Origin of the sequence: Streptomyces sp. VNUA24 (genome assembly GCF_029167005.1) — a bacterium.
GTDB classification, from domain to species: domain Bacteria; phylum Actinomycetota; class Actinomycetes; order Streptomycetales; family Streptomycetaceae; genus Streptomyces; species Streptomyces scabiei.
This window is the reverse complement of sequence record NZ_CP119143.1, coordinates 7,486,225-7,500,331: the sequence shown is the minus strand read 5'-3', so window position 1 is coordinate 7,500,331 and position 14,107 is coordinate 7,486,225. Positions and strand designations below refer to the sequence as shown.

9 protein-coding genes and 2 pseudogenes are annotated in these 14,107 nt (G+C 72.6%); 8 read left to right on the top strand and 3 right to left on the bottom strand.

Annotation, left to right across the window (positions count from 1 at the left end; genetic code table 11):
- The first annotated feature begins 68 nt into the window (after nt 1-68).
- The 3 genes from PYR72_RS32110 to nirD are packed head-to-tail and all read left to right on the top strand — an operon-like array spanning nt 69 to nt 4,255.
- Nucleotides 69-1,304: an FAD-dependent oxidoreductase gene (locus PYR72_RS32110; RefSeq protein WP_275458509.1), complete on the top strand. Its 1,236-nt coding sequence runs from the start codon at nt 69-71 to the stop codon at nt 1,302-1,304.
- Complete coding sequence (gene nirB, locus PYR72_RS32105; protein WP_275458508.1) at nt 1,305-3,908, top strand: nitrite reductase large subunit NirB; 2,604 nt, start codon at nt 1,305-1,307, stop codon at nt 3,906-3,908.
- Entirely contained in the window at nt 3,905-4,255 is a 351-nt protein-coding gene (nirD, locus tag PYR72_RS32100; RefSeq protein WP_013003808.1) for a nitrite reductase small subunit NirD, read from the top strand. Before nirB ends, nirD begins: the two co-directional genes overlap by 4 nt.
- Before the next feature lie 17 nt (nt 4,256-4,272).
- Here the strand turns inward: nirD and PYR72_RS32095 are convergent, their stop codons facing one another.
- The 3 genes from PYR72_RS32095 to PYR72_RS32085 form a co-directional block, all read right to left on the bottom strand.
- On the bottom strand, nt 4,273-5,205 hold the full coding sequence (locus PYR72_RS32095; RefSeq protein WP_275458507.1) for an oxidoreductase: 933 nt from the start codon (nt 5,203-5,205) through the stop codon (nt 4,273-4,275).
- Between the two features lie 208 nt (nt 5,206-5,413).
- A complete protein-coding gene (locus PYR72_RS32090) occupies nt 5,414-7,138 on the bottom strand; it encodes a SulP family inorganic anion transporter (RefSeq protein ID WP_275458506.1) in 1,725 nt (574 codons plus the stop codon).
- Nucleotides 7,135-7,776, bottom strand: a complete 642-nt coding sequence (locus PYR72_RS32085) for a carbonic anhydrase (RefSeq protein ID WP_275458505.1) — start codon at nt 7,774-7,776, stop codon at nt 7,135-7,137. Before PYR72_RS32085 ends, PYR72_RS32090 begins: the two co-directional genes overlap by 4 nt.
- 274 nt (nt 7,777-8,050) lie before the next feature.
- On the opposite strand from PYR72_RS32085, the pseudogene PYR72_RS32080 reads away from it, so the two are divergent.
- From PYR72_RS32080 to PYR72_RS32060, 5 genes and pseudogenes are all read left to right on the top strand, one after another.
- A pseudogene (locus PYR72_RS32080) lies at nt 8,051-8,404 on the top strand (response regulator); the annotation flags it as partial.
- A 756-nt stretch (nt 8,405-9,160) separates the two neighbouring features.
- A pseudogene (locus PYR72_RS32075) lies at nt 9,161-9,556 on the top strand (winged helix-turn-helix domain-containing protein); the annotation flags it as partial.
- A complete protein-coding gene (locus PYR72_RS32070; protein WP_275458504.1) occupies nt 9,553-11,241 on the top strand; it encodes a HAMP domain-containing sensor histidine kinase in 1,689 nt (562 codons plus the stop codon). The pseudogene PYR72_RS32075 and the gene PYR72_RS32070, both read left to right, overlap by 4 nt.
- Nucleotides 11,242-11,439: 198 nt before the next feature.
- Entirely contained in the window at nt 11,440-12,600 is a 1,161-nt protein-coding gene (locus tag PYR72_RS32065) for an alkaline phosphatase PhoX (protein ID WP_275458503.1), read from the top strand.
- A 108-nt stretch (nt 12,601-12,708) separates the two neighbouring features.
- Nucleotides 12,709-14,043 carry a glycosyltransferase gene (locus PYR72_RS32060; protein WP_275458502.1) on the top strand — a complete coding sequence of 445 codons (1,335 nt, stop codon included), beginning with the start codon at nt 12,709-12,711 and terminating at the stop codon, nt 14,041-14,043.
- Nucleotides 14,044-14,107 lie beyond the last annotated feature (64 nt).

Genomic DNA, 14,107 nt, shown 5'->3' with positions numbered 1-14,107 from the left:
GGGCAGCGTTCCTCGTGGGAAACAGACGCGATGCGGTCGGGTAACACCGGCACCGCAGGCTCAAGGACATGACCTCGAATGAGCGTGTGGTGGTGATCGGCTCCGGCCTCGCGGGCGTACGTCTCGCCCGGCGGCTCGGAGAGCTGGGCATGCCCGCCACGCTGGTCGGCGAGGAGGAGCACACACCGTACAACCGGGTGCTGCTCGCCGAGGTGCTGGCCGGGCGGTACGCCCCCGAGGTCATCGCGCTGCCCGCCCCCGCCGAGCCCACGCGGACGGTGAACGGCCGGGTGGTCCGCATCGACCGCGAGGTGCGAGCCGTACACCTCGCGGACGGTACGGAGATCCCGTACGACAGGCTGGTCCTCGCGACCGGCTCCAACCCGGTGCTGCCGCCGCTGCGCGGCCTCTGGGACCCGGAGCGGCACGAATTCCCCGACGGGGTGCACGCCTTCCGGACCATGGACGACTGCCTGCGGCTGTCCGAGGCCGTACGGCCCGGGGCGCGGGCCGTCGTCATCGGGGGCGGGCTCCTCGGGGTCTCCGCCGCCCGCGCGCTCGCCCTGCGCGGCGCCCAGGTCGTCCTCGCCCAGCAGGGCGAGCGGCTGATGGAGCGTCAACTCGACCCGTCCGCCTCGAAGCTGGTCCGCCGCCACCTCACCGACCTCGGGGTCGAGGTGCACACCGAGACGCGCGTCCGTGCCGTGCGCAGCGTCGGCGGGACCGTACGGTCGGTGTCGATGGCGGACGGCTACACGCTCGACGCGGACCTCGTCGTCATCGCCTGCGGGGTCCACCCCCGAGTGGGTCTCGCCCAGGAGGCGGGGATCGCCGTGCACAAGGGCGTCATCGTCGACGAGGAACTGCGCAGCTCCGACCCCCGTGTCCACGCGATCGGCGACTGCGCCCAGTTCGAGGGCACGGTCTACGGCCTTGCCACCCCGGCGCTCGAACAGGCCGACGTGCTGGCCGAGTTGATCGCCGGGGACGCCGCGTCCCCGGCCGCCCGCTACACCGGCACCCGGGCCCTGACCCGGCTGACGCTCGCCGGAGCCGACTTCCTCGACCTCGCCGCGTTCGGCGAGCCCGAGCCGCTGCCCGGTGACGACGTCATCCAGCTGGCGGACGCCACCCGCGGCACGTACCGCAAGGTCGTCGTCCGCGACGACCGCCTGGTCGGCGGGGTGCTCGTCGGCGAACTCGGCACCGTGGGCGCGCTCGCCCGCGCCTGGGAGGGAGCAGAGCCGCTCCCCGCGGACGGCGCTCCCCTGCTCCACCTGCTCACCAACGATGGAGGCTCCTGAATGTCCGCCACCCTGGGGCCCACCCCCACGATCGTGCTCGTCGGCCACGGCATGGTCGGCCAGCGCTTCCTGGAGGCGCTCGCCGAGCGCGGCCTGACCGCCACGCACCGCGTGGTCGTGCTGTGCGAGGAGCCGCGCCCGGCGTACGACCGGGTGGCGCTCACCTCGTACTTCGCGGGCAAGACGCCCGAGGACCTGTCGATGACCGACATGGGGTTCATCGAGACGCACGGCATCGAGCTGTTCGTCGGTGACCCGGCCGAGACGGTCGACCGCGAGGCGAAGAAGGTCACCGCCCGCTCCGGGCAGGTCTTCGAGTACGACATCCTCGTCCTGGCCACCGGCTCCTTCCCCTTCGTGCCGCCGGTCCCGAACAAGGACGCCACCGGCTGCTTCGTGTACCGCACGATCGAGGACCTGCTCGCGATCGAGGAGTACGCGAGGACGGCCGAGGTCGGCGCCGTGGTCGGCGGCGGTCTGCTCGGCCTGGAGGCGGCCGGCGCGCTGAAGGGTCTCGGACTCACCTCCCACATCGTGGAGTTCGCGCCCCGGCTGATGCCCGTGCAGGTGGACGACGGCGGTGGCGCCGCGCTGCTGCGCACGATCGAGAACATGGGCCTGAGCGTGCACACCGGTGTCGGCACGCAGGAGATCGTGGTCGACGCGCAGGGTGCCGTCACCGGGATGAAGCTGTCCGACGGCAGCGAACTCGCCACCGACATGGTCGTGTTCAGCGCCGGTGTCCGCCCCCGCGACCAGCTCGCCCGCGACTGCGGTCTGACGGTCGGCGAGCGCGGCGGCATCAGCGTCGACGAGCAGTGCCGGACGGTGAACGACCCGCACGTGTTCGCGATCGGCGAGTGCGCGCTGGCCGCCGACGGCCGGGTGTACGGCCTGGTCGCCCCCGGTTACGAGCAGGCCGAGACGGCCGCCGCGACGATCGCCGCCGACGAGGCCGCGTTCACCGGCGCGGACCTGTCCACCAAGCTGAAGCTGCTCGGCGTGGACGTCGCCTCCTTCGGTGACGCGCACGGCGCGAGCGCCGACTGCCTGGACGTCGTGTACTCCGACTCCCGTTCGGGTGTCTACAAGAAGCTGGTCATCGGCCGGGGCGGCGAACTGCTCGGCGGCATCCTGGTCGGCGACGCGGAGGCGTACGGCACGCTGAAGGCGTTCACCGGGTCCGTCCCGCCGGTCTCGCCCGAGTCGCTGGTGCTGCCGGCCGGCGCCGGGGAGTCCGTGCAGCTCGGCCCGACCGCGCTGCCGGACGACGCGATCATCTGCTCCTGCAACAACGTCCGCAAGGGCACGATCCGCGCCGCGGTCACCGAGCACCGCTGCACCACCGTGCCCGAGGTGAAGAAGTGCACCAAGGCCGGTACGACCTGCGGCAGTTGCGTCAAGGTCCTCGGTCAGTTGGTCACCGCCGAACTGGAGGCGTCCGGCGTCGAGGTCGACAAGGGCCTGTGCGGCTGCTTCTCGCAGACCCGCGAGGAGCTGTACGAGATCGTCCTCGCCCTGCGCATCAACACCTACCAGCAGCTGCTGGACCGCTACGGCCGCGACGAGGCCCGGGGAGGCGACGGCTGCGAGGTCTGCAAGCCCACGGTCGGTTCGATCATCGCCTCCCTCGCCCCGACGATCGGCGCCAGCGGCTACGTCCTGGAGGGCGAGCAGGCGGCCCTGCAGGACAGCAACGACCACTTCCTGGCCAACCTCCAGAAGAACGGCTCGTACTCCGTCGTCCCGCGCATCCCCGGCGGTGAGATCACTCCCGAGGGCCTGATCGTGATCGGCGAGATCGCCCGCGACTTCGGTCTCTACACGAAGATCACCGGTGGTCAGCGGATCGACATGTTCGGCGCCCGTGTCGAGCAACTCCCCATCATCTGGGCCCGGTTGGTGGACGCCGGCTTCGAGTCCGGCCACGCCTACGGCAAGTCCCTGCGCACGGTGAAGTCCTGTGTCGGGCAGACCTGGTGCCGCTACGGCGTCCAGGACTCGGTCCGCATGGCGATCGACCTGGAGCTGCGCTACCGGGGCCTGAGGTCGCCCCACAAGCTGAAGTCGGCGGTCTCCGGCTGCGCCCGCGAGTGCGCCGAGGCCCAGTCGAAGGACTTCGGCATCATCGCCACCTCGGGCGGCTGGAACCTGTACGTCGGCGGAAACGGCGGCGCCACCCCCCGCCACGCCGACCTGCTGGCCCAGGACCTCGACGACGCCCAGCTGATCCGGCTGATCGACCGGTTCCTGATGTTCTACATCCGCACCGCGGACCGTCTGGAGCGGACCTCGACCTGGCTGGAGCGGATCCCCGGCGGCCTGGACCACGTGCGGGACGTCGTCGTGGAGGACTCCCTCGGCATCTGCGAGGAGCTGGAGTCCCTGATGGCCGACCACGTCTCGGCCTACGCGGACGAGTGGGCCTCCACCATCAACGACCCCGAGAAGCTCGCCCGGTTCGTGTCCTTCGTCAACGCCCCGGACACCCCGGACCCGGTCGTCGGCTTCGTCCCCGAGCGCGACCAGATCAAGCCCGACCTGCCGCTGCTGTCCATCGGCCTGCGGCCCGCCGATGTCCTGGAAGGAAGCGCCCAGCGATGACGATCGCCCCCGAGAAAACCGATGTGAAGGTCCAGCTGCGGCTGGCGGACGGCTGGTTCACGGTCTGCGACCTGACCCTGCTGACCCCGGGCCGCGGCGTGGCCGCCCTGCTCCCCGACGGCAGCCAGGCCGCGCTGTTCCTCGACCGCGCGGGCAGGCTGTACGCCATCGACAACCGGGACCCGTTCGGCGGTGCCGCCGTCCTCTCCCGCGGCCTCACCGGCAGCCACCAGGGCCGCCCGTTCGTGGCCTCACCCCTCCTGAAGCAGCGCTTCGACCTGGCGAACGGGCAGTGCCTGGACGACGAGACGGTACGGATCACGGCGTACGAGGTGCGTGCGGCGTAGCCGGACCTCCCCGTCCGTCACGCCTTCAACTCCGAGCACCTGACGCCGGTCAGGTGCTCGGAGGCGTTCCAGAGGCGTTCGCCCGCCCGGTCGTCGAGGGTCCAGGGCGCCCGGGGTGACGGACGCGGGGCGCCCCACATCCCGAAGGCCGGGCCGATGAAGGAGTCGGGGCGTACGGCGGGGGCGGTCGCCGCGTACAGCGTGGGCAGGGCGCCTCCTTCGGGGGACTGGGCGAAGAAGCGGTTGCCGACGCGCATGAACCGTTCGACGCCCTTGCGGCCCTCGGCGCTCGGCCCGGCCGTCTGGAGGTTGGTGGACGCGTATCCGGGGTGCGCGGCGGCGGCCACGACCTCCGAGCCGTTCGCCGCCAGCCGCCGAGCCAGTTCGTGGGTGAAGAGCAGGTTGGCGGTCTTGGAGCGCCCGTAGGCGAGCCAACGGCCGTAACTGCGCTCGGTGTTGAGATCGTCGATGTCGATGTTCGCCCGCAGGTGCATAAAGCTGGAGACGGTCACGACGCGGGCGCCGGGCGTGGCCAGGAGCGTCGGCAGCAGCAGGCCGGTCAGCGCGAAGTGGCCGAGGTGGTTGGTGCCGAACTGCGTCTCGAAGCCGTCGGCCGTACGGCCCTCGGCGACGGCCATCACGCCCGCGTTGTTGACGAGCAGATCCAGGCGGTCACGTGCGCGTGCGTACGCCGCCGCGAACTCCCTTACGGAACCGAGGTCCCCGAGGTCGAGCCGGATCAACTCCACACTGCCGTGCGGGACTTCGGTGGTCATCCGCTCCAGTGCGGCGGCTCCGCGCTGCTCGCTGCGGCAGGCGAGGACGACGTGCGCGCCGCGGCGGGCGAGTTCGCGGGCTGCGGCGTACCCGATGCCGCTGTTGGCGCCGGTGACCACCGCGGTACGGCCGCGCTGATCGGGAATGTCGTGCACGTTCCAGCCGCTGGTCATGACGCCGCCTTCCCGGAGCGCTCCTGATCGAATTCCACCCTAGTCTCGCCGAGGGGGGGTGCGGGAGGTGGTGGTGGGTTTCGGTGCGTTGTCGGGTGCGGGTGCGTGGGGCTTCTCGCGCAGTTCCCCGCGCCCCTGAAAAGCCGGGGCTGATGCTTTTAGGGGCGCGGGGAACTGCGCGATCAGCCCCCACGCACCCGCAGGCGTCCTACGGGCCCGGCGGTCCGAGGGGGCGGGTGTCCAGGTAGAACCACTCGGCGTCCGGGCCGGGGCCGGCGCCGGGCGGCAGTGGGCCGGTGCCTCCGACCGCCGCCGAACCGACCGTCGCGTAGTCCCACACCCCCGCCGGATCCTCCGGCACGTCCACCCCCCGCCCGACCGCCGCAGGCACCCCGGTGAGGTCCGGCATGAGCAGTTCCACCCGCACCCCCGCCCCCCGCTGCTGGGCCACGAACTCCTCGATCTGGCTGCGGCACGCATGGTCGAGGTGGGTCACCCCGAGCAGGTCGAGCCGGATGCGCGGCTTGCCGGAGGCGGCCGCGCCCTCCAGCGCGTCGATCAGCCTCGGCAGCCGCAGGAACGTCGCGTTGCCCGCCATCACGACCTTCGCCGTGTCGTCCTCGACGTGCTGCCGGACGACGGTCCGCGACATGCGCAGCGCGGCCAGCACCACACCCGCCGCCAGCCCGAACAGCACCCCTTCGAGCAGCGCGGTCACCGTGATGACCAGCGTCGTCAGCGTCATCACCGCGAACTCGCCCCGGTCCTGCCGCCACATCTTCGGGAACTCGTCCGGCGCGAACAGCTTCCACCCGCTGTGCACGAGGACACCCGCGAGCACCGAGATCGGGATCAGTGCCAGCACCTGCGGCAGGAGCAGCGCGAAGGCCAGCAGCCACAGACCGTGCAGGGTCCGGGAGAGCCGGGTCTTCGCTCCGGCCTGGACGTTCGCCGAGCTGCGCGCGACGACCGCGGTGACGGGCAGCGCGCCGAGCAGGCCGGCGATCGTGTTGCCCGCGCCCTGCGCGACCAGCTCGGTGTTGTAGCGGGTCCGCGGCCCGTTGTGCATCCGGTCCACGGCGGCGGCGGTGAACAGGCTCTCCGCCGACGCGATCACGGTGAACGTGAGGATCGCCGTGATCACCCCGGCACTGGCCAGCCCGGACAGCTGCTCCGGCCCCGGCACGTCCACGGACGCCGCCAGATCGCCGACCTGGAGCGTCTTCACCCCGACGCCCGGCAGGGCGGCGACCGCGATCCCGATCCCGACGGCCACCAGCGCGGCCGGCACCTTCCTGACCGGCCCCGGCACCCGCTTCCACAGGAAGCTCAGCACGATCGTGACGATGCCGAGCCCCGCGGCGACGAGGGCCTGCGGGTCGGTGACGGTGCCGGCGATCAGCCCGGGGACGCCGGCCATGTTCTCCAGGGGGGTGCCCGGCGCCCTGGCGTCGGACATCGGGTAGAGCTGGCTGAACATCAGGGGCAGACCGATGCCGGCGAGCATGCCCTGGACGACGGCGAGGGAGATCGCCTGGAACATCCGGCCCAGCTTCACCAGGCCCAGCACGATCTGGAGGATGCCGGAGAAGAGGACGATCACGCCGAGCATCGCGACGCCGAACTCCATGACCGTCTCCGCGACCAGGGCCGCGAGACCGGCGGCCGGCCCACTCACCTGGAGCGTGCTGCCCCGCGCCGCCCCGACCACCAGACCGCCGATCACACCGGAGATGATCCCCAGCTCGGCCGGCACACCGGAGGCCACGGCCACACCGATGCAGAGCGGCAGCGCCACGAGGAACACGACGAGGGACGCGGTGATCTCCGTACCCAGGTCGATACGGCCACGAGGGGGCGCGGTGCGGTCGGCCGGGGGGCTGTCGGGCTTCGGCGGGACAGCACCCGGACGCCGTCCGTGCGCGCCGCTCATGAGTCGTGCACCTGGAAGTCCCCGTGGGCATCCAGTTCGTGGACCCTGCCGGTGTCGATCTCGTAGTACCAGCCGTGCAACCGGAGGCGTCCGGCGTCCAGTTGCCGCCGCGCGCCCGGATAGTCCCGCAGGACGGCGAGCTGGTTGCGGATGTTGAGCTGAACGACCTCGCGCAGGGCGGGGCCCTCGGACGACGGGACGGCGCCCCCGCCGCCGTCGGTGCCGCGTTCGCCGAGGACCGGTTCGAGCGCGGGGCGGGCGTAATCGAGCCAGGCGTCCACGCTGGGCAGGCCGGAGAGGTCGGCGCCGTACGTCAGGGCGCCCATCGCGCCGCAGTGGGAATGGCCACACACCACGATGTCCTGAACGCCGAGCGCCTCCAGCGCGTACTCGATGGTGGCGGCCTCACCGGAGGCGGCCCCGTACGCGTCGTGCGGCGGCACGATGTTGCCCGCATTCCGCAGCTCGAATATCTCGCCGGGCCGCGCCCCGGTGATCAGGGCGGGAATGACCCGCGAGTCCGAGCAGGTAATGAACAGCGCCTCGGGAAATTGCCCGACGGCGAGTTTCCGGTATTCGTCGCTCTCGAAGTCGACCCGGCGCCTGAACGACCGGGCGCGATCCAGCAGCGCCTTCATCCTGCCTCCCTGAAACGGTTCCGACCAGCACGTACGACCGTAGGGCGGCGATGACCAGAGAAAGGTTAAGCGAACACTAAAACGCCGCCAGGTTTTCCACAGATTTCGGCCACGCGCCTCTTCTCCGCAGGTCGGGACGTCGAATACGAGCAGTTTCTGAGGGTCATTTCACAATGCTTCTCATTCCCTGCACGTTCTTGTTCGGTGTCTTGTAGCGTGGCGCCCCACAGCACGGGCCCCGTGCTGTCCCGACTTTCTGGAGAGACAGGCGGCCATGGGCGTACGCGTGCTGCTCATCGAGGACGACGAGACGATCGCCGAGCCGCTCGCCGACGGGCTGCGGCACTTCGGCCTGACGGTCCACCACGTGGCCACCGGCGCGGACGGGTTGAGAGGTCCGTACGGCGATGTCGTCCTGCTGGATCTCGGCCTGCCCGACATGGACGGCATCGACGTCTGCCGCGGCATCCGCCGCACCTCCGACGTCCCCCTCATCATCCTCAGCGCCCGCGGCGAGGAGGCCGACCGCGTCCTGGGCCTGGAACTGGGCGCCGACGACTACCTGGCGAAACCGTTCAGCATCCGCGAACTGGTCGCCCGCATCCGGGCGGTGTCACGTCGTCACCAGCAGCCGGGAGGGGGCACCGCGCCCGACGTGGTCGCGGGGGTCGTGGTGGCCGAGGCGGGGGTGGGGAAGGGGACCGGCTTCGGGGCCGAGAACGACTTCACCGCCCCGAGCGCCTTCGAGGCGGGCAACGGCCCCGGGAGCGGCGACACGAGCCGTGCCGGGGACGAGGAGCCGGGCCGGGGCGGCGCCGGGTACGCGGGCCGTGCGGCAGATCCCGGCGACAGGAGCGCGGGCCGCCACAGGGCCGGTCCCGGCGTGGGGGCGCACTGGGCGCAGTACGACTGGTCGGCCGAGGACGAGACACCGGCGCAGGAAGCGGGAGCCGGCCGGGGGTACGGAAGCGGGGCGTACGGAGGCCCAGGGAACGGCGGCGCGGGGAACGGCGGCCCGGGGTACGAAAGCCGGGCGTACGGAGGCCCAGGAAACGGCGGCCCAGGGTACGGAGGCCGAGCGTACGGAAGCCGGGCGTACGACGCGTCCGGCTACCGGACCCCGCCCCACGGCACGCCCGCCGTCACGAACCCGGCCTACGGCACTCCGGTTCACGGCACTCCGGCGCACGGCAACCCCGTCTACGAACCCCCCGCCTACGAGCCTTCCGTCCACGAGCCCTTGGCCTACGCACCCTCCGCCCCCCAGCCCCCGGCGTACGAACCTCCCGTGTACGAGCAGGCCCCGCCCGAGCCTCGGCCCCCCTCCGGGCCGGCCTCCGGCGACGACGGCGCCGGCGATGGCGACGGCTCGGCTCAGCCGCCGCCCGGTCCGCTGGTCGTGGACCGGCGGACCCGGCAGGTCTGGGTCGGCGAGGTGCCCGTCGCGCTGACGCCGAAGGAGTTCGAACTGCTGGCCCTGCTCACCGAGGACCCCGGCGCGGTCTACTCCCGGCAGCAGATCCTCAACCGCGTCTGGGACGACCACTACCAGGGCCCGACCAAGACCCTGGACGTCCATGTCGCCACCCTGCGCCGCAAGTTGGGCGACCCGGCCTGGATCCAGACGCTGCGCGGTGTCGGCTTCCGGCTGGCCGTACGCACCCCCGGGCAGGCGTCGGGTCCGGGCCGGGGCAGGCCGCCGACTCACGAGCAGGGCACCGGCCGTGGGCGGGGCGCTGGTTCCGGGAGGCATCGCACGCCCGAGGCCAGGGCGTCATGACCCGCCGCCTGCTGCTGAGCTACCTCAGCCTCGCCGCCCTGGTCCTGCTGGGCCTGGAGATCCCGCTGGGCTTCGTCTACTCACGGGCCGAACGCGAGCGGATCGTCAACGCGGCCAACGACGAGGCCGAGTCGGTGGCCGCGTACACCGCCCTCTCCCTCGCCGCCGGCCGCCAGGACGAACTCGCCGAGCGGGCCCGGCACTGCGCCGCGCGCATCGGCGGGAAAGTCGTCATCGTCGACGGGGACGGCCGGCTGCTGGCGTCCTCCCACTCCCTGTCCGACGACGAGGAGGAGACCCTCCCCACCCAGCCCGAGATCTCCGCCGCGCTCCGCGGCCGCGCCACCACGGACGTCCGTACGACGACGACCGGCGGCGTCCACTACCTGGCCGTGGCGGCTCCGGTGGGCCACCCGACCCCGGACCCCGGTCCCGGCCGGGGCGCCGACCGCGCCCCCGGCGCCGGCTCGGTCACGATCGCCGACTCGGCCCCGAGCACGACCTCGGCCACGGCCGCCGGCACGGCCGCCGGAGCGACCACCGTCACCGCGCAGGGCGCCGTACGCATCACCCTCCCGACGACCATGGTCCACGCCCGGGTGTTCGCGGTCTGGCTGCTGCTGGCGCTGGTCGGGCTGGCGGTGCTCACCGGCGTGGCCGCGGTGGCGTTCGCGTTCGCGCGCTGGACGGGGCGCCCCATCCGGCAGTTGGAGGAGGCCACGCACCGGCTGGCCGAGGGCGGCAGGGCCACCAGCGTGGTGGTCACCTCGGGCCCGCCGGAGGTACGCAGCCTCGCGGCGGCCTTCAACACGACCGCGGCCCGGCTCGAACACCTGCTGGCCTCCCAGCGGGCGTTCGCCGGCGAGGCCTCGCACCAGCTGAAGACCCCGCTGGCGGCGCTCCGGCTGCGGCTGGAGAACCTGGAGCCGGACATCGCCCGCCGCGCCCGGCCCAGCCTCGACGCCGCCGTCACGGAGACGGACCGGCTGGCCCGCATGGTCGAGGGCCTGCTGGCGATGGCCCGTCTGGAGGAGGCCGCGGCCATCCCGGCCCAGGTCGACCTGGGCGCGATCTGCGCGGAGCGGCACCGTACGTGGGGGCCGCTGTTCGAGCGCGGCGGGGTCTCGCTGGTCCTCTTCGCCGGAGTGGTCGGCCCGGTGACGGCCGTCCCGGGAGCCGTGGAGCAGATCCTCGACAACCTCCTCTCCAACGCGCTGCGCGCCTCCCCCGCGCACAGCACGGTCACCATGGAGCTACGGCTCCACGTCCCCGCCCGCCGGGCACTGCGCGAGGCCCGGCCCCACTGGGTCGACCTCCATGTCACCGACGAGGGCCCCGGGATGACGCCCGAGCAGCGCGCCCGCGCGTTCGACCGCTTCTGGCGCGCCCCCGGCGCCCCCAAGGGCGGTACCGGTCTCGGTCTCTCCCTCGTCCAGCGCCTCGCGCACGCCAGCGGCGGAGAGGTGACGCTGAGGGAGGCGGCCACGGGCGGCCTGGACGCGGTGGTGCGCCTTCCGTCGGCGGAGCACTCCGGCCAGGCCCCCGGCAACGGGAACGGTCAGGGACAGGGGCACGGTCAGGGACAGGGGCACGGTCAGGGACACGGGCACGGACACGGACACGGGCACGGCTTCGGAGGGCGGCCGGGGCAGCGCCGCCGAGAGGCACCGCCACTGCCGGCCTGAGCACGCCACACGCCACGCACCACGCACCCGCCATCGCCATCGCCATCGCCATCGCCATCGCCATCGCCAGGCGGGGAACGCCGCCGTAGAGTCACGAGTTGTCCATGCTCTGTCAATCAGAGTGTCCTAAGGTCCATCAGCGCGCGACCCCGCCGCCGACCGGCAGGCGGGCCGTTCGAGGTACCCCTTGGAGCGACAGTGGAACGTCGTACTCTCCTGCGCGCGGCCGTGCTCGGCGGCACGTCGGCCGCCTTCGGCGGAACTCTCTGGCGGGGCGCGGCGTACGCGGCGCCCGCCCAGCCCGGCGCGGGCCCGTACGGGGCACTCGGTGCGGCCGACGCGAACGGCGTCAGGCTCCCGAGCGGCTTCACCAGCCGGGTGATCGCCCGCTCCGGGCAGACGGTCCCCGGCACCTCCTACACCTGGCACAACGCGCCCGACAGCGGCGCCTGTTACGCGGACGGCACCGGCTGGATCTACGTCTCCAACTCGGAGATCAACCCCTCCGGCGGCGCGAGCGCGGTGCGGTTCTCCTCGACCGGCGCGGTCACGTCGGCGTACCGCGTCCTGTCCGGCACCCGGCAGAACTGCGCGGGCGGCAGGACCCCGTGGAACACCTGGCTGTCCTGCGAGGAGGTGGACCGCGGCTACGTCTACGAGACCGACCCGTGGGGCGTGAACGCCGCCGTCCGCCGGGACGCGATGGGCCGCTTCAAGCACGAGGCGGCGGCGGCCGATCCGGTCCGCCGGGTGGTCTATCTGACCGAGGACGAGTCGAACGGACGCTTCTACCGCTTCGTCCCCACGACCTGGGGCGACCTGTCCGCGGGCACCCTCCAGGTCATGGTCGCCGGCACCGCAGCCTCCGGCTCCTACACCTGGGTGAACGTCCCCGACCCGGACGGCTCCCCCACCAGCACCCGCACCCAGGTCTCGGGGTCGAAGTCCTTCAACGGGGGCGAGGGCTGCTACTACGCCGACGACACGGTCTGGTTCACCACCAAGGGCGACAACCGTGTCTGGCAGCTCAACCTCACCGCCGGCACCTACGAGTTGGCGTACGACGACTCCCTGGTCACCTCCGGCACGGCTCCCCTCACCGGCGTCGACAACATCACCGGCACCTCCTCCGGCGACCTCTACGTCGCCGAGGACGGGGGCACCATGGAGATCTGCCTCATCACCCCGGACGACGTCGTCGCCCCCTTCCTCCGCGTCGAGGGCCAGTCCGGCTCCGAGATCACCGGACCCGCCTTCTCCCCCGACGGCCGCCGCCTCTACTTCTCCAGCCAGCGCGGCACGAGCGGCAGTTCGTCGGGCGGCATCACGTACGAGGTGACGGGACCGTTCCGAAGCTGACCGTCACCCCCGTCGCCCGGCCCCGTGAATGACCGGTGCGGAATTCATCGAACTCATTATCACGCACAACTCGTTCGAATTCACTTCTGCTAGGTTCAGCGCGTGGTCATGCCCAAAGAATCGGGGTCGGAAAGCCTCGGAGCCGGTGCTCGCCCGCGCAAGGTTCTCCTGGCGGCATGCGGTACTCGCGGGGACGTGCAACCCTTTCTCGCACTGGCCGTGGCGTTGCGACGCCACGGCCATCACCCTTTATTGGCGGCTCCTTTCGCATACGCGTCCGACGCCGCCGCGTACGGGGTGGAATTCGCCGCCATCGACGACGGCCCGACCAGGATCCTGGACGAGCCGGCGACCCGCGGAATCATCGACGACGGTCTGACAGGGGTGCGCGGCGGCGTCACGGCCGCCCGGACCGTCGCCCGCCTCAAACACCTGCTGATCGCTCCGCTGCGCGATGTGGCGGCCATCGCCCACGACCACGGCGACCTGGCGGCGGTGGTGCATTCGGCGGCGTTCCCCGCCCAGTACGTGGCCGACATGCTGGACGTGCCCGCGGTCGTCGTGGCGCTGCAGCCGGGCTGGATCCCGTCCGGCTCGTTCCCCTGCCGGCTCGTCCCGCTCCCCCGCGTGCCGCGCCTGCTCAACCGGAGCACCTACGCCCTGGTCACCGCCGCGCAGCGGTCCCGCGAGGTGGAGCGCTGGCGCACGTCCGAACTGGGTCTGGCCCCGCGCCGCCCCGGGGCCCGGCGGTGGCTGCGGGACCCCGGGGGCAGACGGCGTCCGGTCCTGCAGCCGTTCAGCCGGCACATCACTCCGGTCGACCCGGCGTGGGGCGGCGCCGTGCGCACCACGGGGTTCTGGTACCTGCCGGCCCGCCCCGACTGGACGCCCCCGAGGGAGCTGGCCCGCTTCCTCGACGAGGGTCCGCCCCCGGTCTACATCGGCTTCGGCAGCATGGCCGGCACCCACGCCCACCGCAACAACGCGCTGGTCACCGAGGCGGTCCGGCTCACCCGCGTACGGGCGGTGGTCGCGACCGGCTGGGGCGGCATCGGCGCGGTGACGGGCGGCTCCGGCTCCTCGTCCCCCGACATCCTGGCGATCGAACAGGCCCCGCACGACTGGCTCTTCCCCCGTACGGCCGCGATCGTCCACCACGGCGGCGCCGGCACCGTCGGCGCGGCACTCGCCGCGGGCCGCCCCCAGGTCCTGTGTCCCCACATGGGCGACCAGACCCACTGGGCGGCCCGCATGCGGGCCCTGGGCGTGGCCCCCGCCCCCCTCACCGCCCGGACCCTCACGGCACACGGACTCGCGGAGGCGATCACCGCGGCGGTGAGGGACCGGCGCCTACGGCACCGGGCGGACCAGATCGCCCCGCTGGTCCGTGCCGAGAACGGTGTCGACACGGCGGTGAATTCCCTTGCGCTCCACCTCACTTGAACGCGCTCGGCCCCGCCCGTCTTCTCTCCATCGGCAGCTTGCCCCTCCTCCCCTCCAGGGGGAA